The organism is Pseudomonas sp. QE6, from assembly GCF_041379005.1.
Taxonomy (GTDB): Bacteria; Pseudomonadota; Gammaproteobacteria; order Pseudomonadales; family Pseudomonadaceae; genus Pseudomonas.
In genome coordinates this window covers 6,136,056-6,159,158 of sequence record NZ_CP166873.1, presented here as the reverse complement: position 1 = coordinate 6,159,158, position 23,103 = coordinate 6,136,056, and the positions used below count along the sequence as shown (strand labels likewise).

The window sequence follows — 23,103 nt, the reverse complement described above, 5'->3', positions numbered from 1 at the left end:
GGTGATAACCGATTTCTTGTACAGGTAGATATTTTTGTACAACTATCGGTTAGCATAGGCCCAGGCTTGTACAAGTGCAAAGGTTTGTACAAGGTCGTGCTACGGGAAATGGGAATCCACGGTCTTCTACGCAAGAGAAGACCGTGGCGGATTCAGAGGTGCTCGAGCAGACGGCGGGCAGCTTCCAGGCCGCTCAGCCAGGCGCCTTCGACGCGGCCCGAGAGGCACCAGTCGCCGCAGGCATAGATCCCCAGGTCGGCGTCGGCCAGCGCACCGAACTGGTGGGCTTCCATCGGCCGGGCATATAGCCAGCGGTGGGCGAGTGCGAAGTCAGGGGCGTGTACGGCGCAACCGATCAGCTCGGCGAAGGCGCCGCGCAGGTGCTCGATCACGCTCTCCTTGAGCAGGTCGATGTTCTGCTTGCTCCAGCTGCTGCTGGCATGCAGCACCCAGGTGTCGAGCTGCCCGTCGCGACCGGGCTTGGAGCGGTTGCAGGCCAGCCAGGAAAGCGGGCCCTCATGGACGAAGCAGCCCTGCACCGGCGTCTGCAACGGCTCGGCGAAGCCCAGGGCCACGGCCCAGGTCGGCTCCATGGGGATGCTCGCCGCCGCCGCCGCCAGCTTCGGCGCGCTGGCCAGCAGTGCGGCGGCCTGGGGCGCCGGCGTGGCGATCAGCACGCGGCTGTACGGACCGTGGGTCTGGCCTTCCGAGTCCTGCAGGTGCCAGTGCTGCTCGCCGCGGTAGACCTCGGTGATGCGGCAGGAGAAGGTGACGGTCTGGTCCTGCAGCAGGGCGCGGGTGATCGCGCTCATGCGTGGGGTGCCGACCCAGCGCGGTTGTTCGTCCGGCGACGGGCTCAGTTCGCCGTCGCGGTACTGGTACAGGGCCGGGTCCCATTCGGCTACCCAACCCTGTTCGCGCCATTTCTGGATGGCGTCGAGGAAGCGTCGATCGCGGGCGGTGAAGTACTGCGCGCCGAGATCGAGGGCACCGGCTTCGGTGCGCTTGCTGGCCATGCGGCCGCCGCTGCCGTGACCCTTGTCGAACAGCTGGACTTCCTGTCCGGCGTCCCGCAGGGCGTGGGCGGCCGAGAGTCCGGCGATACCGGTGCCAATGATGGCAATGGGGGCGCTCATGACGTGCCTCGTAGGTTGTGTATTTCAGAGTAACGAGCGCGCTTGAGTTGTACAAATGGTTTGATCTGTACAATCGTTTGACTGCCAGCGCACCCGTGATCGGCAGAAATCCGATCATCGGAACCTTCCGCGTCTCATCGGTTCCTTCATGAATGAGCGCAGCCGGTTCCGGCACATACAGCGTAGACCTTCAGCGCTGTCCGGTGCAGGTGCAAGCGTCGCTGTCTCGTCCAGACTGATGGTAGGTGCGACACACTGACAAGGAGTTCGCCATGCATATTTTGTTGACCGGTGGGACCGGGTTGATCGGCCGCCGACTTTGCCGCCAATGGAGCGCGGCCGGGCATCGACTGACCGTGCTCAGCCGCCAGCCGCAGCGGGTTGCTGCGTTGTGCGGCGAGCAGGTGCGCGGAATCGCCGACTTCCAGGATTACGGCGACGAACCGTTGGACGCGGTGGTCAACCTGGCCGGCGAGCCGATCGCCGACAAACCCTGGAGCGCGGCGCGCAAGGCGCTGCTGTGGGACAGCCGGGTGGGCCTGACCGAGCGGCTGCTCGCCTGGCTGGAGTCGCGTAGCCAGCGCCCTGGTGTGCTGATCAACGGTTCGGCGGTGGGCTGGTACGGCGATGCCGGCGAGCGGCCGCTGGAGGAGAACAGCGCGGCGGCCGGCGAGGATTTCGCCAGCGAGTTGTGCCTGGCCTGGGAGCAGATCGCCCGCGAGGCCAAGGCGCTGGACATTCGCGTGGTGCTGGTACGCACCGGGCTGGTACTGGCGCCCGAGGGCGGCTTCCTCAAGCGCATGCTGCCGCCATTCCGCATGGGGCTGGGCGGCCAACTGGGAGACGGTCGGCAGTGGATGTCCTGGATTCATATCGAAGACCAGATCGCCCTGATCGATTTTCTTTTGCAGCGGGCCGATGCCGAGGGTCCCTATAATGCCTGCGCGCCGCAGCCGGTGCGCAACCGCGACTTCACCCGCGAGCTGGGGCGAGCGCTGCACCGGCCGACCGTGCTGGGCGTACCCGGCTTCGCCCTGCGCCTGATGCTCGGCGAGATGTCGGTGCTACTGCTGGGCGGACAGCGTGTGGTGCCGCGCCGCCTGCTCGATGCGGGCTTCACCTTCCGCTTCCCTGAGCTGCAGGACGCCCTCGCGGACGTGCTGCGCGGGACAGGCTGAACGTCGCACCCTGCGGCAATGGCGACAGGCCGTGCGGCAAATCGCTGTGTGTAAACTGCGCAGCCCTACCGGGCCCGCCCGACGAGATCGTGAACCGATTCCAAGGACATTGCATGACCCAAAACGCCCTCCTGCTGGTCAACCTGGGCTCTCCGGCTTCCACCCAGGTCGAGGACGTGCGCCGCTACCTCGATCAGTTCCTCATGGACCCCTACGTGATCGACCTGCCATGGCCGATCCGCCGCCTGCTGGTGTCGCTGGTCCTGCGCAAGCGTCCCGAGGAGTCGGCCCACGCCTATGCGTCGATCTGGTGGGACGAGGGGTCGCCGCTGATCGTGCTCAGCCGCCGCCTGCAGGAGGCGATCCGCCCCTACTGGCCGCACGGGCCTGTGGAGCTGGGCATGCGCTATGGCGAGCCATCCATCGAGTCGGCTCTGCTGCGCCTGAGCGAGCAGGGCGTCACCCAGGTGACCTTCGCGCCGCTCTACCCGCAGTTCGCCGACAGCACCACCACCACCGCCATCGAGGAGGCGCGCCGGGTCATGCGCGAGCGCGGCCTGAAGTTCACGCTGAAAGTGCTGCCGCCGTTCTTCGCCGAAGCGGAGTACCGCCAGGCGCTGGTGGACAGCGTGAAGCCCTATCTCGAACAACCCTACGACCACCTGCTGCTGAGCTTCCACGGCCTGCCCGAGTCGCACATCCGCAAGTTGGTGAAGGACAAGAGCCACGATCTCACCGCGACCACCAGCCGTGGAATGAGCGATGAGGTGATGGCGGTCTGTTACCGCAGCCAGTGCCTGCGCACGGCGGAGGATTTCGCCGCGGGTGCGGGGCTCGAGGAAGGGCGCTGGTCGGTGTCCTTCCAGTCGCGCCTGGGGCGCAACAAGTGGATTGAGCCCTACACCGAGGCGCAGCTGGACAAGCTCGGCAAGCAGGGCGTGAAGCGCCTGCTGGTGATGTGCCCGGCCTTCGTCGCCGACTGCATCGAGACGCTGGAGGAAATCGGGCAGCGCGGCAGCGAGCAGTTCCGCGCGGCGGGTGGGGAAGAGCTGGTACTGGTGCCCTGCCTGAACGACCAGGAGCTGTGGGCGAAGGCGCTGGCCAAGCTGTGTGAGCGGATGTCGACGGCGAGCTGAGCGCAGGCTCAGCTCTTTGTAGGACCAAGGGGGGCGCCCAGCCCTTGCTCGCGAACCCGCTTAACACCGGAGCCGCCGGACAGTCTGTTCGCGAGCAAGCTCGCTCCTACAAGTGTTTCCAGCAAAACCCCTCGGCCAATCCCTGACCACCCATTCATCAGCCAACGGTCGCCGCCCGCATTCAGAGACCTGATAGTGGGCGCGCCTAGCGTCCACAGTGCCTACCCTGCGGGTTCTCCCCATCGCCATCGCCGCGTTGGCGGCGTCCAGGAGCCCGCATGCACAACAACAATAACGGCTACCCATCCAGCTTCGTGGCATGGTCCACGGTCGCGATCCTCATGGTCGCCTACGTGCTGTCCTTCATCGACCGACAGATCCTCAACCTGCTGGTCGGCCCCATCCGTCGCGACCTGGCGATCAGCGATACGCAGATGAGCCTGCTGATGGGCCTGTCCTTCGCGCTGTTCTATACCCTCTGTGGCATCCCGCTGGGGCGCATGGCCGACAGCCGCAGCCGGCGCGGCCTGATCACCGTCGGCGTGCTGATCTGGAGCGCCATGACCGCTGCCTGCGGCCTGGCCCGGCAGTACTGGCACTTCCTGCTGTTCCGCGTCGGCGTCGGCGTGGGCGAGGCGGCGTTGTCGCCAGCAGCCTATTCGCTGATCGCCGATAGCTTCCCGTCCCACCGTCGCGCCACGGCCATCAGTGTGTACTCCATGGGGATCTATCTGGGCTCCGGCCTGGCCTTCCTGCTCGGCGGCCTGGTGATCAAGTTCGCCTCGGCCCAGGGCGACGTGCACCTGCCGATCCTCGGCGAAGTGCGCCCGTGGCAATTGATCTTCCTGCTGCTGGGCGCCGCCGGGGTGCTCTTCACCCTGCTGATGCTGGCGGTGAAGGAGCCGACCCGGCGCGGCGTGGGCGCCGGCGTGGTGGTGCCGATGAGCGAGGTGGGCGCCTACCTGCGCGCCAATCGCAAGACCGTGCTCTGCCACAACTTCGGCTTCGCCTGCATCTCCTTCGCCAGCTACGGCAGCGGCGCCTGGATACCGACCTTCTTCGTTCGCACCTATGGCTGGGATGCCGGCCATGTGGGTGTGGTGTACGGCAGCATCGTCGCGGTGTTCGGCTGCCTGGGCATCGTTTGCGGCGGCCGCCTGGCGGACTACTGGGCCAAGCGCGGGCGTACCGATGCGAACATGCGTGTGGGCCTGCTGGCCGCCGTCCTGGCGATTCCCTTCACCCTGGCCTACCCGCTGCTCGATAGCGGCAATGCCGCGGCGGTGCTGATGGCGCCCATCGTGTTCTTCCTCGGCATGCCGTTCGGCGTCGCCCCGGCGGCGATCCAGGAAATCATGCCCAACTCCATGCGCGGCCAGGCGTCGGCCATCTACCTGTTCGTGGTGACGCTGCTCGGCCTGGGCGTCGGTCCGACCGCCATCGCCCTGGTGACCGACTATGTGTTCGCCGACGACATGGCGCTGCGCTACTCGCTGCTGATCGTCAGCCTGCTGGCGCTGACGGCGGGCGCCGTCCTGCTGGCGCGGGGGCTCAAGCCTTACCGGGCCAGCCTGGAGCACCTCAGGAGCTGGAGCGTGAAAGGAGAGCGCGCGAGCGGTGGGCTGCAACGTCAGCCGGCGTGAGCTTTTGGTAGGAGCGAGCGTGCTCGCGAACCCGGCCTGACACCAGGACATCAAGCGGTTCGCGAGCAAGCTCGCTCCTACAGGTGGGGCACCGTGATGTAACACCAACGCCGAGGCCACTCCTGGAGCGCCCTACGACCTGACCCCAGAAAAAGGCCCCGCGTCAGCGGGGCTTTTTCGTTCAGTGCGCCGATGCCGGGGCGCTGCCGTCGACGGGCCTCGGGGCCTCCTTGGCCAGCAGCGTGTACACGCAGGGCAGGACGAACAGGGTGAACAGCGTGCCCACGCTCATGCCGGTGGCGATCACGATGCCAATGTCGAAGCGGCTGACCGCGCCGGCGCCGGTGGCGAGCAGCAGCGGGAGCACGCCCAGCACCATGGCGGCGGTGGTCATCAGCACCGGGCGCAGGCGGATCGCCGCGGCTTCCTCCACTGCCTCGCGCACCGACAGTCCGCGTTCGTGGCGCAGCTGGTTGGCGAACTCGACGATGAGGATGCCGTGCTTGCTGATCAACCCGATCAGCGTCACCAGGCCCACCTGGGTGTAGATGTTCAGGCTCGACAGGCCGAGGAACAGCGGCACCAGCGCGCCGCAGATCGACAGCGGCACGGTGACCATGATCACCAGCGGGTCGCGGAAGCTCTCGAACTGCGCCGCCAGCACCAGGAAGATCACCGCCAGCGCCAGGGCGAAGGTGACCATCAGCGCGCTGCCTTCCTGCACGAACTGCCGAGAGGCGCCGGCGTAATCGAAGGAGAAGCCGCGCGGCGACTCTTCCTCGGCGATGCTGCGCACGGTGTCGATGGCTTCGCCCATGCTGACCATCGGCACCCCGGAGATGATTGCCGAGTTGAGCTGCTGGAACTGGTTGAGCTGGCGCGGCCGCGCGCGCTCGTGGAAGGTCACCAGGGTCGACAGGGAGATCAGCTGGCCGCTCTGACTCTTCACGTAGTAGTTGCTCAGCCAGCCCGGGTTGTCGCGGTAGGCGCGCTCGACCTGGGCGATCACCTTGTAACTGCGCCCGTCGATGGTGAAGCGGTTGATCTCGCCCTCGCCCAGCAGCGCGCCCAGGGCGACACCCAGGTCCTGCATGGTCACGCCCATCTGCGCGGCCTTGGCGCGGTCGATGTCGACCGCCAGCTCCGGCTTGTCGAAGGCCAGGTCCAGGTCGAGGAAGGCGAACTTGCCCGACTCCTCGGCGCGCTTCTTCACCCGCTCGACCACCTGCAGCAGCGACTGGTAGTCGCTGGCGGTGTTGATCACGAACTGGAACGGCAGGCCTTCGCCGGTGCCCGGCAGCGAGGGCAGGTTGAAGCCGAAGATCTGCAGTCCGGGAATCTTGTCCAGCTCCGCCTGTACCGCCTGCAGCAGTTCCATCTGGCTGCGCTCGCGCTCGTCCCAGGGCTTGAGCAGCATGCCGCCGATGCCGGTCTGCACGCCGTTGTAACCGTTGATCTGGAACGCCGAATAGTACTCGGGGAACTTGCGGAAGATGCCTTCGAACTCGGCCGTGTACTTGGACAGGTAGTCCAGGTTCGCGGTCTGCGGCGAGTTGGACATGATGAAGACGATGCCCTGGTCTTCCTCCGGCGCCAGTTCCTTGTGGGTGAACATCATCAGCAGCGGGATGATCGCCAGCACCAGCGCGGCGAACACCAGCACCACCGGCCGGCTGTTCAGCGTGCCGTGCAGGGTGCGCTGGTAGCGCTGCTTGAGCGCCTCGAAGATCACATCCAGGCGATGGGCGAGGCCCGTGGGGTTCGCGTCGTGACGCAGCAGGCGCGAGCACATCATCGGCGACAGGGTCAGGGCGACGATGCCGGAGATGATCACCGCACCGGCCAGGGTGAAGGCGAACTCCTTGAACAGCGCGCCGGTCAGGCCACTGAGGAAACCGATGGGGGCGTACACGGCGGCCAGGGTGATGGTCATGGTCACCACCGGCACGGCGATCTCCCGCGCGCCCTCGATGGCGCCCTGGAAGGGCGTCTTGCCCTCCTCGATGTGACGGTGGATGTTCTCCACCACCACGATGGCATCGTCCACCACCAGGCCGATGGCGAGCACCATGGCCAGCAGGGTCAGCAGGTTGATCGAGTAGCCCATCATCTGCATGAAGAACAGCACGCCGATCATCGACAGCGGGATGGTCACCACCGGGATGATCACCGAGCGCAGCGCGCCGAGGAACAGGAAGACCACCACGATGACGATCAGGATCGCCTCGCCCAGGGTCTTCACCACCTCGTCGATGGAGGCCTGGATGAAGCGCGTGGCGTCGTAGGCGATGGTGACCTTCAGGCTCGGCGGCAGTTGCTCTTCCAGCTCCGGCATCTTGGCGCGGACTTCCTTGATCACGTCCAGCGGGTTGGAGCTGGGCGTGCCCTTGATGCCGATGTACACCGAGGGGATGCCGTTGAACGAGCTGACCGCGTCGTAGCTCGCCGCGCCGAGCTCGATGCGCGCCACATCGCCCATCAGCACGCGGCGATCGCCGGCGGTCTTCAGCGGGATGGCGGCGAAGGCTTCCGGGGATTTCAGGTCGGTGGAGGCGTTCACCGAGGTGACCACCATCTCGCCCTTCACCTCGCCGGCGGCGGAGAGGAAGTTGTACTGCCGCACCGCGCTGTCGATGTCCCCGGCGGTGATGCCGTAGGCGGCCATCTTCACCGGGTCCAGCCACAGGCGCATGGCGAACACCTGGTTGCCGAGGATCTCGGCCTCGGCGATGCCCGGCAGGGTGGCGAGCTTGGGCTGGATCACGCGTGACAGGTAATCGGTGATCTGCGGGTTGTTCATCTGCTCGCTGAAGAAGCTGATGTACATCAGCGCCGAGGCGTCGGCGGCCTCCTTGTCCAGCACCGGGTCTTCGGCGTCCGGTGGCAGTTGGGTCTTCACCTCGCCGATCTTCGACAGCAGTTCGGTCACCAGGCGGTCGGTGTTGGCGCCGATGTGTGCATAGATCGAGATCACCGAGTAGTTCTGCCGGCTCACCGAGGTCATGTAGTCGATGCCTTCGGCGCTGGCCAGGCTCTGCTGCAGCGGCTGGGTGATGTAGCCCTGGATGGTTTCGGCGTTGGCGCCGGCGTAGAAGGTGGTGACGGTGATCAGCGCGTTTTCCATCTGCGGGTATTCGCGGATCACCAGCTTGCTGAAGGCCTGCATGCCGAGCAGGACGATCAGCAGGCTGACCACGGTCGCCAGCACGGGGCGACGGATAAATGGATCGGTGAACATAAGCTCAATCCCTGTATTCGGATTTGCTGCGCGTCGACCATGCCGCGTTGGCGGAATACGTCGAAAGGCTCATTGGCTACAGCCAACTCCGCTTTCGCCGTACCCCGCCGCCTTGCCTGGCTCTAGCTCGCGAAATCCGTTGACTCTCGTAGTCCTCGCATGGGCGATGGCACTGCTGTCTGTTACTGCGCATCCGGAACGATGGCCACCGGCGTGCCGCTGTCGAGCTTGAGCTGGCCGGAGGTGACGACCTGTTCGCCGGCCTTCAGGCCATCGAGGATCACCACGCTACCTTCGCGGCGCTCGCCGGTCTTGACGTAACGGCGCTCCACGGCGAGGGCCGGTTGGCCCTTGTCGCCGGTCTTCGCCTTGCCGTCCTTGTCCTTCTGCGGACCGACCACGTACACCGAGTTGCCGTACAGGGTGAAGGCCACGGCGGTCTCCGGCACCACGATGCGCGGCGCGCTGTCGGGCAACTGCACTTCCAGGTTGGCGAACATGCCCGGCAGCAGCTTGCCGTCGGGGTTGGCCATGCTGGCGCGGACCAGCAGGTTGCGCGTCTCGTTGTCCACCCGCGGGCTGATCGCCTCGATGCGGGCCTCGAAGCTCTGCCCGGGATAGGCCGCGACCCTCACGCTGACGGCCTGGCCGGTCTTGAGCAGGGGGAAGTCCTGTTCCGGCAGGAAGAAGTCGACCAGCAGGGTTGAGAGGTCCTGCAGGGTGACGATCTCGGTGCCCGGCGAGACGTAGTCGCCCACATCCACCCGGCGGATGCCGGCGGTGCCGTCGAAGGGCGCGAGGATGCGCTTCTTCGCCAGCGCCGCGCGCAGCTGCGCCACGGTGGCGGTGGAGCGGTTCAGCTGGGCGGCGAGGCGGTCGTAGTCGCTCCTGGAAATGGCCTGGCGGTCGATCAGGTTGCGGCCGCGCTCGTACTCCACCTTGGCCAGGCCCAGGTCCGCCTCGGCGCTGCGCAGGGTGGCCTGCTCGACGTCGTCATCCATCTGCAGGATGGGCTGGTCGCGCTTCACCTCGTCGCCGGAGACGAACAGGATGCTGCGCACGATGCCCGAGACTTCGGCGGTCACCGTCACGCCCTGGACGGCGCGCAGGGTGCCGATGGCGGGCAGGCGGCTGCGCCAGTCGCGCTGCACGGCGTCGGTCGCGGTGACACTGACTGGCGGGCGTGGCGCCGAGAACATGGCGATCTGTTTCTGGATGGAGAGGTATTTCGAGCCGGCGAGCACCGCAACGATGACGGCAACTACGCCCAGCATGAGCAGCATGCGGCGCAACATCTTCCTGTTCCTTGGTACGTGCCTGGCAGCAATCCTCCGCGATTCGCTCGTCCGGAAACTGCGGGACGGCCTTCCGTTCGCGGGATGTCGATCAGGCTTCGAAGCCGATACGGGGGACGCCCCATTGCGGGGCGGAATTGCGCACCTTATGCCTGATCGCGTGGCGAGTCAAAGGGCGGCGATTACAAGGCGTTTCGCGAAGAAGACCATGCGATCGCGGGCAGATCCCGTTGAAAGGGGGCGCGGTACGAAGGGCAGGGGGCCACGTCCCTGTGGCCGAAGCGGGTCAGGCGCTGAGCTTGTGGGTTACTTCGGCGAGCTCGCCGGAGAGACCGTGCAGATGGCGGCTGGCGCTCTGGGCGCGTACCACGTTTTCCTCGTCGGTGGCGCCTATGGCTGTGATCTCGGTGAGGTTGCGCGAGATGTCATCGGCGAACGGGGCCTGCGCCATTGCGTTACGCCGCCAAGGCGCAGTTTGCATCGGCCACATGTGCGCGCTACTGCGCTTGCCGATGGGTTCCCGGCAATGCTTCAGGCCAGGTGCAGGTGGTTGTCCCAGAATGCGGGTGGCAGTTCCAGCGGAGTGCCGGAAATGCGCTCGCCACGGCAGTCATAGACGCGGCAGCGGCCTTGCCCGGAGGTGACGACGAAACCGTCCTTCACTGCGCCGACGCCGGCGCAATCGGGCAGCGGCACATCCAGCCGTACTTCGCCAGTATCCAGGTCCCAGATGAAGAAGCGGTTGCCGCGCGGTGCGGTCAGCGCTACCAGTCGCAGGTCGCTGTGGATGGCGACGCTGGCGGTGTACTGGGTCATCGCCAGGCGTTGGTCGTCGCTCAGCGGGAAGGGCTGGAAGGCCTCGCCGGGGCGCTTGATGGCGAGCAGGTCGGCGTGGTCGTGGCTGTCGCCCATGTACTGCTGGCCGGCGACTATGGTGCCGTCGGCGGCGATGGCCAGGTGGCGCACGCTGTTCATCTGCTGCGCCAGGGTTTCCTTGGAGATCAGCGAGCCATCGCGGCGCATCAGCACCAGGCTCGGTTCCATGGCGTCGAGGTTCATCTCCACGCGGCTTTCGGCTTCGGTGCGGATGCCGCCGTTGGCCACCACCAGGGTTTCGCCGTCGGGCATCCAGGACACCTGGTGCGGGCCGAGACCGTGGGTGGAGACTTCGCCGGTGTGCGTGAGGCGCTCGCCCTCGAAACGGTACACGCCGAGCATGCCACGGCCCGGATCGGTGGTGTCGTTCTCGGTGGCGTAGAGCCACTCGCCGTCCTTGTGCCACACGCCGTGGCCGTAGAAGTGGCGGTCGGCTTGGGAGTCGAGAGTCTGCAGCAGGCGGCCGTCGTCCAGATGGATCAGGTAGCTCTGTCGGCCCGGCCGGCGGGCGACGAACAGCGCCAGCGGCAGGCTGGGATGCTGGACGATGTCGTGGCAGCGCAGCCCCACCTGCGTGGCGAACACGCGGCTGCCATCCAGGCGATAGCCCACCGCGTAGTGCTTGCCATCCGCGTCGTCACGGGCGGACAGCAGCAGGGGCTCCTTGCCCTTGCGTGACAGCGTCCAGCCGCCGAAGGTCAGGGCGCCGAGCAGCAGGCTGCCCAGGCCGAGCACGTGACGTCGCAACATGGCGTTCACCTCTTTCATTCAGTCGCCTTGATCTGGCCGACGCGCAGCCGATCAATCGCCGTCGTTGGCGTTGAAGCCGAGTTGCACGCCCAGGGCCTTCGCGAGGTCGCTCTCATGCAGGCGGTGGACGGCATTGAGGCTGTCGTACAACTCGTTCAGCTGCTTGAGGCCGGCTTCGTCCTTGAGCAGGTCGCTGAGCGGCTTGTCGATCGCCTTCAGCTTGCCGTGGGTGTCGGCGTAGGCGGCGTCGATCTTGCCCGCCAGCTCTTTCTGCTCGGCCGGCAGCAGGGCGCGCAGGCCCTTGTTGTCGGTGCCGTTCCACAGCGCCTGGGCGCCGGTCAGGCTGGCATCAAGGCTCGCCAGGGAGGCGTCGCTGCGCCAGCCCTCGGCCTGGAACGGCTGCGGGATGCCCTTGCTCTGGCGGCCCAGCGGGGTGCCGAGTTTCTTCTTCAGCATGTCCAGCGCGGTGACCTGCACGCGCAGCAGTTCGGCGATGGCCTCGTGGGCATCGGCGTAACGGTCGTTGGGGAACTTGGAGAGTTGGGCGAGCATGCCGCCGTCCTGCTTCCACTGCGCCAGGATGCCTTCCGCCAGGGCCTGTTGGTGCGTGCCGATGGCTTCCAGCAGCGGGCAGTAGCGCGCCTTGGTCTCGGCGTTGGCGAGGTCGATCCTGGCGTCGAAGAGGATGTATTCGTAGGCGGTCAGGCCCTGGACCACGACGCTGGATTTATCCAGGGTCGCCGGGGTGATCGGGTTGCCGCTGCCCAGCAACTGCTCGACCTGGCGGGCGACCAGGTTCTTCTTGTCCGGCCAGAATTGCACCTGCCAGGCGCGGTTGCCCTCGGCCAGCGGGCCGACCAGCAGCGGCTGCAGCTCGGCCCAGGCCTTCTGCGCGGCCATATAGTCGGCGCGGGCTTTGGCCAGGTCTTCCTTGCCCTGGCAGTAGGCCAGGGCGCTGGCGGCCAGGGCGCGGTCGGCGTCCACCCAGCGGCTGTAGGTCGGCAGGATCACCTGTTGGGCCAGCGTGGCGCTGGTGGTGGCCTGCGGGTCGGTGGGCGAGCAGGCGCCCAGCGCGATGGCGAGGCTGGTGATCAGTAGACGGGGGCGGAACATGTTCGGCTCGGCTCCTTAGAGTGAGTTCAGGAACGCCAGCAGGGCATTGCGCTGCTCGGCGTGGAAAGTCAGTACGCGCTGCTTGGCCGCTTCGGCTTCGCCGCCATGCCAGAGCACGGCTTCGAGCAGGTTGCGGGCGCGGCCGTCATGGAGGAACTGGGTGTGGCCGTTGACCGTCTCGGTCAGGCCGATGCCCCACAGCGGCGGCGTGCGCCAGTCGCGTCCGCTGGCGAGAAATTCCGGGCGATTGTCCGCGAGTCCATCACCCATGTCATGCAGCAGCAGATCGCTGTAGGGGCGGATGACCTGGTTGGCCAGTTCGGGTTCTGCGGCGTTGGGGCCGGTGGTGAATTTCGGGGTGTGGCAGCTGCTGCAGCCGCTGTCGACGAACAGGCCCTTGCCAGTCAGCACCTGCGGGTCGTCGACCTTGCGCCGCGCCGGCACAGCGAGGTTGCGGGCATAGAAGGCGACCTGGTCGAAGATGTGCTGGCTGACTTCCGGCTTGCCGCCGTCGATGGCGTTGCGGCAGTCGAGCTGGGCGTCGGTGCAGTCGTCGCTGGGCAGCAGGTCGCTGGTCAGGCCCATGTCGCCGGAGAAGGCGTGGGCGTTCTGCTGGGCGACGTTGGGCTGCCCGGCCTTCCAGCCGAAGCGGCCGAGTGCGGTCTCGTGGCGCGCGTCGTCCCAGACCTGGTTGGCGCGGCCACGGATGCCGTCGCCATTGCGGTCGTCCGGATCGGCGTTGGCGAGGATGTCCTCCTCGCGGATCGATTCCAGCAGGCCCAGGCCGATCATCGGCGGGGCGATGCGTGCGGAGAACTGGGTGTTGGCCTGCATCGGGCCGTAGCCGAGGTTGCTGATGCGCAGGATCGGCTTGCGCAGCTCGACCACGGTGCCGTCCTTGAAGCGCACCGGCACCGGGTCGTAGTCCACCCGCACCTTGCCTTCGGGCGCCACGCCGGGGATGGCCGAATCCTGCAGCTGGCCGCCGTACACCGGCTCAGGCACCACGCCCAGGCGCTTGAGCGTGCGCGCGTCTTCCGGGCCGGCCGGAATCGACAGGCGCACCAGCATGGAGACGGCGTTGACGTCATTGGGCTCCGGCGGATGGCCGCGGCCGTCCTTGATGTGGCAGTTCTGGCAGGCGTTGGTGTTGAACAGCGGGCCCAGGCCGTCACGCGCGGTGGTGGTGGACGGGGCGATCACCCAGGGGTTGCGGAAGAAGCTGTTGCCGACGCTGAAGTCCAGGCGGCGGCTCGGCGTTAGGTTGGCCGAGGGCATCGAGTAGGCGTTGCGGTCGCTCTGGCCGACCGTGGTGGCGCCGCCGGAAAGCGCTTCTCCCGGCTCGGCCACGGCGTGCCGGGAGGTCTCCGGCTTGCAGGCGGCAAGGGCGAGGACGCAAAGCATCGGTACGAGCAGAACGGCGTGGCGGTGGAGCATCGACTTCAGTTCCAAGGCTTGAAAATGCAGCTCCCCATCTTATCAGGGGAGCCAAATGCAAATCTGAGAAATTTGTATTTAAGAATCGACCTTGGCCCGTTGCGAAAATGACAAGGCCCCGCAGTGCGGGGCCTTGTCGGGACCGGACCGGCACTGCGGCGTGGAGCCGCAGCACCGGAATGCCTGGATCAGAACTGGTGATCGGCGGTATCCGGCTTCAGGTCCTGCACGCCGACGGCGGCAGCAGCCTTCTCGATGGCGCCGGTCTGCTTCACCAGCGAGGCGATGGCGTCGCGGATCTTCTGCTGATCGTCCTTGGCGTCCGGAGCGATCATCTGGTCGAAGTGCACACCGTCCTTCTCGGCACGGTCGACGATGGCCTGCATCTTCGCCTCGGTGCCTTCCAGGTCGGCCTTCAGCTCGCTGTCGGCCTGGGCGTTGGCCTTGGCCACCAGGTCGGACAGGCTCGGGCCTTTCACCACGCTGCCGTCTACACGCTTGTACTCGCCGGTGTAGATGTTGCGGATGCCCTTGGCATCGAAGAACAGGGTGTGGTGGGTATCGTCGCTGAAGCAGTCGTGCTCGTCTTCGGTGGAGTTGGCTTCCAGGGCGACCTTCATGCGCTCGCCGGCCAGCTCGCCCAGGGACAGGCTGCCCAGGCCGAAGAACATCTTGCGCAGGTTGTTGTCGGCGCTGTCGGCTTCCAGCTTGGCGCGGTAGTTGTCGGCCACGCCGGCTTTCCAGTTGCCGACCATCTCTTCCATCTGGGCCACCAGCAGGTCGGTGACGGCCTTCAGGTAGGCGGCGCGACGGTCGCAGTGACCGTTGGTGCAGTCCTTGCCCTGGGCGTAGTCGGTGTACTTGCGATCGCCCGCGCCAGGCTTGGTGCCGTTCAGGTCCTGGCCCCAGAGCAGGAACTCGATGGCGTGGTAGCCGGTGGCGACGTTGGCTTCGGAGCCGCCCAGTTCGTTCAGGCTCAGCAGCTTCTCGCCGGTGATTTCCTTCACGTCGATCTTGTCTTCGCCGACCTGGATCTCGGTGTTGGCGATGATGTTGGCGGTGGCGCCGGCGTTGCCTTCGGCGTGCTGGTAGTCCTTGGCGACGTAGTCGATCAGGCCTTCGTCCAGCGGCCAGGCGTTGACCGCGCCTTCCCAATCGTCGACCACGGCGTTGCCGAAGCGGAAGGCTTCGCTCTGCGAGTAGGGCTTGCGCGCGGCCAGCCAGGCTTCGCGGGCGGCTTTCAGGTTGGCTTCGCTGGGCTTGGCGATCAGCGCATCGACGGCGGTCTGCAGGGCCTTGGCGGTGGTCAGGGCGTCACCGAAGGTGGCTTCGGCGATGTCGGCATAGTTCTTCACCACGGCCTTGACCGCGGCCTCGTCGAGCTTGGCTGCCGCCGGGGCGTTGCTCTGGGTGCTGGCTGCCGGGGTAGCGGCCTGGTTCGCAGGGGCTTCGGCTTTCTTGTCATCGCCACAGCCGGCGAGGGAAATGGCGATGGCGAGCAGGCTGGCAGTGGCCCAGGGCATACGTGTCATGACGGGTTCCTTTGAGGTGTAGGAGGCGCACGAGATCGAACTGCGCAAGAAAAACGGCAACATAATGCGAAAGATTTGCATTTTTGAAAAGAGTGTTCGAGTGGGCTTTCTCGCCGAATGGCCAGCAGGTCGCCAGCAGGGCGGTGGATGTCGCGTTGCGGAGGGGCTTTTCGCTTTTCGTAGGACGAGGGGGGCGCCTGCGCATAGCCTCGCGCCAGTACCGAGAAGAGGTAGGGCACTCCGAACTCGGCCTGGGAGCCAGCCGATGGAATGAGGTGTAACGGCGTGCAACCGCGAACGGTTGTACGCCCTACGGCATGTCAGTGCCGCTCGACCGAGCCGTTCGAACCGCCGCCAGCGACTTCTGCCAGGCGTCGGGCCTGCTTGAGGTAGAGGGTCAGTTCGCGCGCCGGCAGCGGTTTGCTGTACAGGTAGCCCTGACCCTCGTGGCAGCCCTGGGCGATGATGTAGGTCTCCTGCTCGACCGTCTCCACGCCCTCGGCGATCACCTGCATGCCCAGGCTCTTGCCCAGCTGGATGATGGCGCGAACGATGGTGGCGTCGTCGTCGTCCAGCAGCAGGTCCTGGACGAAGCTCTTGTCGATCTTGATCTTGTCCAGCGGCAGGCTCTTCAGATAGCTCAGCGAGGAGTAGCCGGTGCCGAAGTCGTCGATGGCGATCAGGGCGCCGGCGCGGCGCAGACTGAGCAGGTGCTGGGCGGCGGTGGAGATGTCCTCCATCAGGCCGGTCTCGGTGATCTCCAGCTCCAGCGAGCGCGGCGGCAGGCGGTGCATCTGCAACAGGTTGCTGACCACCCGCGGCAGGGCGTTGTGGCGCAGTTGTACGGTGGACAGGTTGACCGCCAGGCGCAGGTCGTCGAAGCCCTGGTCGTGCCATTCGCGCAGCTGCCGGCAGGCCTGGTCGAGCACCCATTCGCCGATGCTGAAGATGCTGCCGTTCTGTTCCGCCAGGGGGATGAACAGGTCCGGCGCCACCCAGCCCTGGGCCGGGTGCTGCCAGCGCAGCAGCGCTTCGACGCCGACCACGCGGTGATCGCGGTAGTCCACCTGCGGCTGGTAGACCAGGTGCAGCTCGTTGCGCGCCAGGGCGTCGCGCAGGTCCTTCTCCAGTTCGCGGCGGCGGCGCATCTCGCTGTCGACGCTGGCGATGTAGAACTGGTAGCGGTTGCGCGAGCGGCTCTTGGCCAGGGTCATGGTCTGCTCGGCCTTCTGCAGCAGCTTCTCGGTGGTCTCGCCGTCCTCGGGGAACAGGGTGATGCCGATGGTGGCGCGCAGGTGCACCAGGTGCTGGTCCAGCTCGAAAGGCGCTTCCAGGTCGTCGAGGATCTGCTGGGCCAGCTCGGCGGCTTCATAGGGTTGTTCGATGTCGGCCTGGACCAGGGCGAACTGGTCGCCGCCCAGCCGCGCCAGGGCGCCCAGGTGCGCGCTGCGGGTGCGCAGGCGGTCGGAGAGGGCGATCAGCAACTGGTCGCCGAACTGGTAGCTGTACTGCTCGTTGATGCCCTTGAAGTCATCCAGCCCCAGGCACAGCACGGCGACGCGCCGCTGCTGGCGCGAGGCGCTCTCGAGAATCTGGTCGAGGCGCTGCTGCAGCAGCTTGCGGTTGGGCAGGCCGGTGAGGAAGTCGTACTGGGAGATGCGCAGCAAGCTGTCTTCGGCTTCGCGGCGCAGGTGGCCGTTGCGCTCGATGGAGGCGAGCAACTGGTTGGCGGTGTTGACCCACAGGCCCAGCTCGTCCGTTTCGTGGCCGCGGGGCATCGGCAGCTTGTGCTGGCTGGGGCGGTCGGGGTTGATTGCGGCGAGGTGCTCGATGATCTTCGACAGCGGCTTGGTCAGCATCCACTGGTAGACCATGAACAGCACCAGGCCCATGGCCAGGGCACGCAGCAGGCCGGAGAGGAAGATGATCCCCGAGGTGGTGACGAAGTCCTCGCCGTAGGGCGCGGTATCGAGGGTGATCTTCAGGTCGCCGTAGTATTCGTTGGAGCCGCCGCGGCCGGCCAGGCGGATGGCGTAGTTCTGCTCGGCGCCCAGGATCGGGTCGGTCAGCCAGCGGGTGGAGGATTCCAGCAGCGGGCGGGATTTTTCCGCCAGCATGGGTTCGTCGGGATGGCCTATGGCGGCATAGCGCACGGCCTCGTGCTGGAACAGCCCTTCGAGGACCTGCATCGCCATGTCGCGGTCCAGGCTGTAGACCGCCTGGGTGGAGGGGTCGCGGACCATCGCCAGGATGCGCTGGGCGTCGTTGTATACGGCTTGCCGGGCCTTGTGTGCATCGAAAACGATCTGAGCACAGCTGAGCACAACCCCGACCACGAGGGCCGCGAGTAACACCATTCGCAGCAGCTTGAGGGAGAGGCTGTGCCGGGGGTCCAGTTTCAAGGGGCTTTCCTTGTTCATCGCCTGGGGCGAAATACTGGTCTGAGTATTGGCAATTGGCGCTATGGCGTCAAAGGGCCATCGTTGCATTTTTGACAGCCTAGACTTTTCAGGTTAGCCGACCCGTCGCTCTTGCGCGCACAGAACGAAGAAACCCGGCACAAGGCCGGGTTTCCAGGGTCACGCTGGGGGGAATCAGGCAGCGAAGTTCTTCGCTACGAAGTCCCAGTTCACCAGGTTCCAGAACGCTTCCACGTACTTCGGACGCAGGTTGCGGTAGTCGATGTAGTAGGCGTGTTCCCAGACGTCGCAGGTCAGCAGCGGGGTGTCGCCGCTGGTCAGCGGGCAGCCGGCGCCGATGGTGCTGGCCAGGGCCAGGGAGCCGTCGGCCTTCTTCACCAGCCAGCCCCAGCCGGAGCCGAAGGTGCCGATGGAGGTCTTGCTGAACTCTTCCTTGAACTTGTCGAAGGAACCGAAGGCAGCGTTGATGGCGTCAGCCAGGGCGCCGGTGGGCTGACCACCGCCGTTGGGGCTCAGGCAGTTCCAGTAGAAGGTGTGGTTCCACACCTGGGCTGCGTTGTTGAAGATGCCGCCCGAAGAGGTCTTGACGATGTCTTCCAGGCTCTTGCCTTCGAACTCGGTGCCCGGAACCAGGTTGTTCAGGTTCACGACGTAGGTGTTGTGGTGCTTGTCGTGGTGGTATTCCAGGGTTTCCGCGGAAATGTGCGGCTCAAGGGCATTCTTCGCGTAAGGCAGCGGCGGCAATTCGAAAGCCATGTTCTCTCTCCTATCTCACTCAGTCTGGGCTAGCGCGGCGAACGCGCGACCGGTACACGGGGCCGGTTGAAGTATTTGTCGCGGCATCCGGGCGTAGCTGCAATGCGTCCCCAAGGGACCAGGACAGCGCGCCAGTTGCGTCCGGGGGCTGAGCCCGCCGGCGCCGCGAAGGTCGGATCATAGCACCCGACCTGTGGCATATCCACGCAGCATCTGTAGGGTCAAAGGCTTGCAGCGTAGGCCACGCCGGTACGTGCTTCTCACTATGCTCCGACCGGGATGACGGATCGTCGTTCGGACTTTTTATCGTCAGCGGGCGAATACCAGCTGCGCCGCCATGCCCAGCATCATCACCGCCACCATCAGGTCGACCAGGCGCCAGGTGGTCGGCCGCGCCAGCCAGGGAGCGAGCCAGGCGGCGCCCAGGGCCAGGGTGAAGAACCACAGCAGCGAGGCGCTGGCCGCTCCCATGGCGTAGGCGCCGGGCGCCGCCTGCTGGGCGCCGAGGGAACCGATCAGCAGCACGGTATCGAGGTAGACGTGCGGGTTGAGCAGGGTCACCGCCAGCGCCGCCATCAGTACGGTGCGGCGCGAGCGCGGGCCGGTCTCTCCGGCGTCGGCCATGGCTTCGGGCGAGATGGCCCGGCACAGCGCCTTCACGCCATACCAGGTCAGAAAGGCGACACCGCCCCAGCGGGCGATGGCCAGCAGCGTGGGATTCTCGGCGAGGACCTTGGCCAGGCCGAACACCCCGGCGCTGACCAGGATGGCGTCGCACAGCACGCACAGCGCCGCCACCGACAGGTGGTGTTCGCGGCGCAGGCTCTGGGCAAGGACGAAGGCGTTCTGCGCGCCGATGGCGATGATCAGGCCGGCGGCGACCAGCAGGCCGTTCAGGTAGCTCTGCCACATGGCTCAGACCTCTTCCTTGTCGACAGCGGAGGGATTGGCGGCGAGGGCGCGCAGCACGTCCAGCGCGCGCGGGCCGTCGGCGTGGGCGACGAACAGGTGGTCGTGGTAGCAGGCGGCGATCACGTTGCAACTGATCCCGGCTTTCGCCAGGGCAGTCGCCACGGCGGCGGTGAGGCCGACGGCCTGCAGCGCCGAATGCACTTCCAGGGTCAGCCAGGCGGCGACGTAGTCGAAGCCCAGTCCGGCCTGTTCGGCCTCGGCGCGCGACAGGATCAGTGTCAGCCCTTCGCGCTCGCGGAAGCTGCCCAGCGGCTGCAGGCCGGCGGGCATCCGGCCGTCGGGCAGGGTGCAGAACACGTACTCTCCGTCGTTGAGTACCGGGGTCATGCCACGCAGCAGCGCGGCCAGGGAAGTTTCACCAGCCATGGGGACGTCCATCGAAGGAAGGGGATTGCTGGCGATTGTCGGGTGTTCGGTTGTATAAGAAAAAACAATGTTGCTGATATCTCATTAGGAAATCTGATCATGTTCGACTACAAGCTGCTCGCCGCCCTGGCCGCCGTGGTGGAGCAGGGCGGCTTCGAGCGTGGCGCCCAGGTGCTGGGGCTGTCGCAGTCGGCGATTTCCCAGCGCATCAAGCTGCTCGAAGCGCGGGTCGGCCAGCCGGTGCTGGTACGGGCGGCGCGGCCGCAGCCGACCGATCTGGGCCGACGCCTGCTCAACCATGTGCAGCAGGTGCGCTTGCTGGAGGGCGATCTGCAGCAGTGGGTGCCGGCGCTGGACGATGGTGCGGCACCCGAGCGCCTGCGCCTGGCGCTGAATGCCGACAGCCTGGCGACCTGGTGGGCGAAGGCGGTGGGCGACTTCTGTAGTGAGCGCCATGTGCTGCTGGACCTGGTGGTGGAGGACCAGGAGGTCGGCCTCAAGCGCATGCGCGCCGGCGAAGTGGCCGGCTGTGTCTGCGCCAGCCCGCGCCCGGTGGCCGGTGGGCGCAGCGAACCGCTGGGCGCGATGCGTTATCGCGGCCTCGCCAGCCCGGAGTTCATCGCCCGGCATTTCCCCAAGGGCGTGACGCCGGCGGGCCTGGTGCGTGCCCCGGCCATCGTCTACGGCCCGGACGACCAGTTGCAGCACCGTTATCTGCAGGGCCTGGGCGTCGACGGCCACTTCAGCTATCACCTGTGCCCGTCGTCCGAAGGCTTCGTGCGCATGACCAGCGGCGGCCTGGGGTGGGGCCTGGTGCCCGAGCAGCAGGTAATGGGCGAACTGGAGCGCGGTGAACTGGTGGACATGCTGCCGGGGCGGGTGATCGACGTGCCGCTCTACTGGCACCACTGGCGCAACGGCGGCGAATTGCTCGCCGCCCTGACCCGGCACCTGCTGGCGAAGGCTCCGGAGCTGCTGGTGCCGATCAGCCCCGAATGACGATCCTGCCGCTGCCTGGCAGTTGCTCGATGCAGCGTGCGCCGAACAGCTTCGACGGGGTGAAGTAGCCGGCGGACTCGGGCTTGGCGAGCAGGTGACGGACGGCGAACAGCACGCCGTGGATGGTCACGTCGTAGCCGTTGGCGGTTTCCAGCCGCGCGGTGCGGCGTTCGCCACGGGCATTGCGCACTTCGCCCCAGACCCAGGTGCGCAGTTTGCTGCGAGCCAGTTCGTCGGGACCGTGGACGCGCTTGTCCACCTGCTCCTTGAGCCACTCCTGCACGCGCTGGCGGCCCAGCAGCGGGCGAAAGCTGTCCATCACCCGCATGCCGATGGCGGCGGCCGGCGGCACCGGCAGGTAGACCTCGATGTCGCCGATGCCGGTGGAGAAGAACGCCGTCGCCACATCGCCCCAGGGGATGGTCACGGCATGCTTGAGGCCACGGCCGAAGTCGATGTCGCGGCGTTTGTAGCCCAGCGGCACGTCGCGCAGGCGCCCGGCCTCGCGCACCTTGCCGCCCAGCTTGAGGCCTTCCACCGTGGTCTTGGCGGTGCCCGGCGAAAGCCCGCTGCCGCTGTCGAAGCCCAGGGCCAGGTGGGTCGCTTCCGGCATGGCTTCCTTCAGGCAGGCGGCCACGCAGTCGGTGGGGATCACGTCGAAGCCCACCCCGGGGCAGAGCGCGATGCCTGCCGCACGGGCGACCTCGTCGAGGCTGTGGGCGTGCTCGAAGACGGCAATCTCGCCGGTGATGTCCACGTAGTGCGTGCCACTGGCGATGCACGCTTCGATCATTGGCGCGGCGGTGGCGGAGAAGGGGCCGGCGCAGTTGGCGACCACCGCGACATCCGCCAGCGCGGCCTGGGTGGCTGCGCTGTCGTTCAGGTCGAAGACCCGGCACTCCAGGCCGAGCGTGCTGCCCAGGGCATGCAGGCTGGCCGGGTTGCGTCCGCCCAGGAGCGGTGTCAGTCCCTCGCGTTGCGCCTGCTCGACCACCAGCCGCCCGGTGTAGCCGTTGGCGCCATAGATCATCCAGTGGGGCTTGCTCATGCTGTGCTCTCGCTGAAAAAACCGATCCCTAGAGCGTAGTTCCAATCGCCGCCTGGCTGTCACCGACCGCAAGTCGTGCAACCCTGACGCGGCCGTGCGGTCTGCAAGGACTCGTTTCTGGCGTACAAGGCCAGGGTAGTACGGAGCGGCGACTGCTAGAGTCGCCGCATTAGAAGAACAGGAGTGGCGTGCATGAAGATTCTGGTCACCGGAGCCAGCGGGTTCATTGGCGGGCGTTTTGCCCGTTTCGCCCTGGAGCAGGGGCTGGCGGTGCGGGTGAACGGACGGCGCGCCGAGGCGTTGCAGCCATTGGTGGCGCGCGGCGCCGAGTTCATGGCGGGCGACCTCGCCGATCCGGCGCTGGTGCGTGCGCTTTGCAGCGACGTCGATGCCGTGGTGCATTGCGCCGGTGCGGTGGGCGTGTGGGGCAGCCATGACTACTTCCACCAGGCCAACGTGGTGATGACCGAGTCGGTGGTCGAGGCCTGCCTGAAGCAGAAGGTGCGGCGTCTGGTGCACCTGTCGTCGCCGTCGATCTACTTCGACGGCCAGTCCCATGTCGGCATCAATGAAGAGGAGGTGCCCAGGCGCTTCGCCAATCACTACGGCTCGACCAAGTACCAGTCGGAATTGGTGGCCCTCGGCGCCCAGGAGTTCGGCCTCGAAGTGCTGGCGCTGCGTCCGCGCTTCGTCACCGGCGCTGGCGACACCAGTATCTTCGCGCGGCTGATCGCCATGCACCGCAAGGGGCGCTTGCGCATTATCGGCCAGGGACTGAACAAGGCGGATTTCACCAGCGTGCAGAACCTCAACGACGCCCTGTTCGCCAGCCTGATGGCGGACGACGCGGCGCTCGGCCAGGCCTACAACATCAGCAACGGCCAGCCGCTGCCGCTATGGGACGTGGTCAACTACGTGATGCGCCGCCTGGAGCTGCCGCCGGTGACGCAGCACGTGCCTTATCCGCTGGCCTGTACGCTGGCGCTGCTCAACGAAGGCGTGTGCAAGGTACTGCCGGGGCGCCCCGAGCCGACAATGAACCGCCTCAGCATGGCGGTGCTGGCCAAGGACTTCTCCCTGGATATCTCGCGCGCCCGCCAGTACCTCGACTATGACCCGCAGGCCAGCCTGTGGGATGCGCTGGATGAGTTCTGCGACTGGTGGAAGCTGCGCGGTGTTTGAGCGCGTTTCGTAGGAGCGGAGCTTGT

The 23,103-nt window shown here is 66.6% G+C and carries 18 protein-coding genes; 5 read left to right on the top strand and 13 right to left on the bottom strand.

The window, feature by feature from the left end; all coding sequences use genetic code 11:
- Window positions 1-152: 152 nt before the first annotated feature.
- Window positions 153-1,136 carry an NAD(P)/FAD-dependent oxidoreductase gene (locus ACAW63_RS28150; protein ID WP_371230815.1) on the bottom strand — a complete coding sequence of 328 codons (984 nt, stop codon included), beginning with the start codon at window positions 1,134-1,136 and terminating at the stop codon, window positions 153-155.
- A 272-nt stretch (window positions 1,137-1,408) separates the two neighbouring features.
- On the opposite strand from ACAW63_RS28150, the gene ACAW63_RS28145 reads away from it, so the two are divergent.
- The 3 genes from ACAW63_RS28145 to ACAW63_RS28135 all read left to right on the top strand — a co-directional run bounded on the left by ACAW63_RS28145 (window position 1,409) and on the right by ACAW63_RS28135 (window position 5,093).
- Window positions 1,409-2,314 carry a TIGR01777 family oxidoreductase gene (locus tag ACAW63_RS28145; protein WP_371230814.1) on the top strand — a complete coding sequence of 302 codons (906 nt, stop codon included), beginning with the start codon at window positions 1,409-1,411 and terminating at the stop codon, window positions 2,312-2,314.
- A 113-nt stretch (window positions 2,315-2,427) separates the two neighbouring features.
- Window positions 2,428-3,450 carry a ferrochelatase gene (gene hemH, locus ACAW63_RS28140; protein WP_371230813.1) on the top strand — a complete coding sequence of 341 codons (1,023 nt, stop codon included), beginning with the start codon at window positions 2,428-2,430 and terminating at the stop codon, window positions 3,448-3,450.
- A gap of 278 nt (window positions 3,451-3,728) precedes the next feature.
- On the top strand, window positions 3,729-5,093 hold the full coding sequence (locus ACAW63_RS28135; RefSeq protein ID WP_371230811.1) for a spinster family MFS transporter: 1,365 nt from the start codon (window positions 3,729-3,731) through the stop codon (window positions 5,091-5,093).
- A gap of 181 nt (window positions 5,094-5,274) precedes the next feature.
- Here the strand turns inward: ACAW63_RS28135 and ACAW63_RS28130 are convergent, their stop codons facing one another.
- The 11 genes from ACAW63_RS28130 to ACAW63_RS28080 all read right to left on the bottom strand — a co-directional run bounded on the left by ACAW63_RS28130 (window position 5,275) and on the right by ACAW63_RS28080 (window position 19,848).
- Entirely contained in the window at window positions 5,275-8,331 is a 3,057-nt protein-coding gene (locus tag ACAW63_RS28130; RefSeq protein WP_371230810.1) for a multidrug efflux RND transporter permease subunit, read from the bottom strand.
- Between the two features lie 182 nt (window positions 8,332-8,513).
- The gene (locus ACAW63_RS28125) at window positions 8,514-9,626 is read right to left on the bottom strand and encodes an efflux RND transporter periplasmic adaptor subunit (protein ID WP_371230809.1); all 1,113 of its coding nucleotides are present in this window, start codon (window positions 9,624-9,626) and stop codon (window positions 8,514-8,516) included.
- Between the two features lie 286 nt (window positions 9,627-9,912).
- Window positions 9,913-10,077 (bottom strand): hypothetical protein, encoded by a 165-nt coding sequence (locus tag ACAW63_RS28120; protein WP_371234832.1) that lies wholly within the window; start codon window positions 10,075-10,077, stop codon window positions 9,913-9,915.
- An 80-nt stretch (window positions 10,078-10,157) separates the two neighbouring features.
- The gene (locus ACAW63_RS28115; protein ID WP_371230807.1) at window positions 10,158-11,252 is read right to left on the bottom strand and encodes a DUF1513 domain-containing protein; all 1,095 of its coding nucleotides are present in this window, start codon (window positions 11,250-11,252) and stop codon (window positions 10,158-10,160) included.
- Window positions 11,253-11,303: 51 nt separating this feature from the next.
- Window positions 11,304-12,365 (bottom strand): imelysin family protein, encoded by a 1,062-nt coding sequence (locus ACAW63_RS28110; RefSeq protein WP_275608614.1) that lies wholly within the window; start codon window positions 12,363-12,365, stop codon window positions 11,304-11,306.
- Window positions 12,366-12,380: 15 nt separating this feature from the next.
- Window positions 12,381-13,769 (bottom strand): di-heme oxidoredictase family protein, encoded by a 1,389-nt coding sequence (locus ACAW63_RS28105; RefSeq protein ID WP_371234824.1) that lies wholly within the window; start codon window positions 13,767-13,769, stop codon window positions 12,381-12,383.
- Between the two features lie 221 nt (window positions 13,770-13,990).
- On the bottom strand, window positions 13,991-15,334 hold the full coding sequence (locus ACAW63_RS28100) for an imelysin family protein (protein ID WP_371230805.1): 1,344 nt from the start codon (window positions 15,332-15,334) through the stop codon (window positions 13,991-13,993).
- A 320-nt stretch (window positions 15,335-15,654) separates the two neighbouring features.
- The gene (locus tag ACAW63_RS28095) at window positions 15,655-17,736 is read right to left on the bottom strand and encodes a putative bifunctional diguanylate cyclase/phosphodiesterase (protein ID WP_371230804.1); all 2,082 of its coding nucleotides are present in this window, start codon (window positions 17,734-17,736) and stop codon (window positions 15,655-15,657) included.
- A 192-nt stretch (window positions 17,737-17,928) separates the two neighbouring features.
- Window positions 17,929-18,510, bottom strand: coding sequence for a superoxide dismutase [Fe] (gene sodB, locus ACAW63_RS28090; protein WP_152225940.1), 582 nt, complete (start codon window positions 18,508-18,510; stop codon window positions 17,929-17,931).
- 309 nt (window positions 18,511-18,819) lie between these two features.
- On the bottom strand, window positions 18,820-19,422 hold the full coding sequence (locus ACAW63_RS28085; RefSeq protein ID WP_371230802.1) for a LysE/ArgO family amino acid transporter: 603 nt from the start codon (window positions 19,420-19,422) through the stop codon (window positions 18,820-18,822).
- Between the two features lie 3 nt (window positions 19,423-19,425).
- A complete protein-coding gene (locus ACAW63_RS28080) occupies window positions 19,426-19,848 on the bottom strand; it encodes an ACT domain-containing protein (protein ID WP_371230800.1) in 423 nt (140 codons plus the stop codon).
- A 93-nt stretch (window positions 19,849-19,941) separates the two neighbouring features.
- On the opposite strand from ACAW63_RS28080, the gene ACAW63_RS28075 reads away from it, so the two are divergent.
- Window positions 19,942-20,847 carry a LysR family transcriptional regulator ArgP gene (locus ACAW63_RS28075; RefSeq protein WP_371234822.1) on the top strand — a complete coding sequence of 302 codons (906 nt, stop codon included), beginning with the start codon at window positions 19,942-19,944 and terminating at the stop codon, window positions 20,845-20,847.
- On the opposite strand, the gene ACAW63_RS28070 is transcribed toward ACAW63_RS28075, so the two are convergent.
- A complete protein-coding gene (locus tag ACAW63_RS28070) occupies window positions 20,834-21,895 on the bottom strand; it encodes a trans-acting enoyl reductase family protein (RefSeq protein ID WP_371230799.1) in 1,062 nt (353 codons plus the stop codon). The two genes, ACAW63_RS28075 and ACAW63_RS28070, sit on opposite strands and share 14 nt — an antisense overlap.
- Before the next feature lie 192 nt (window positions 21,896-22,087).
- Between ACAW63_RS28070 and ACAW63_RS28065 the strand changes: the two genes are divergently transcribed.
- Window positions 22,088-23,077, top strand: coding sequence for an NAD-dependent epimerase/dehydratase family protein (locus ACAW63_RS28065; RefSeq protein ID WP_371230797.1), 990 nt, complete (start codon window positions 22,088-22,090; stop codon window positions 23,075-23,077).
- The last annotated feature ends 26 nt before the right edge of the window (window positions 23,078-23,103 follow it).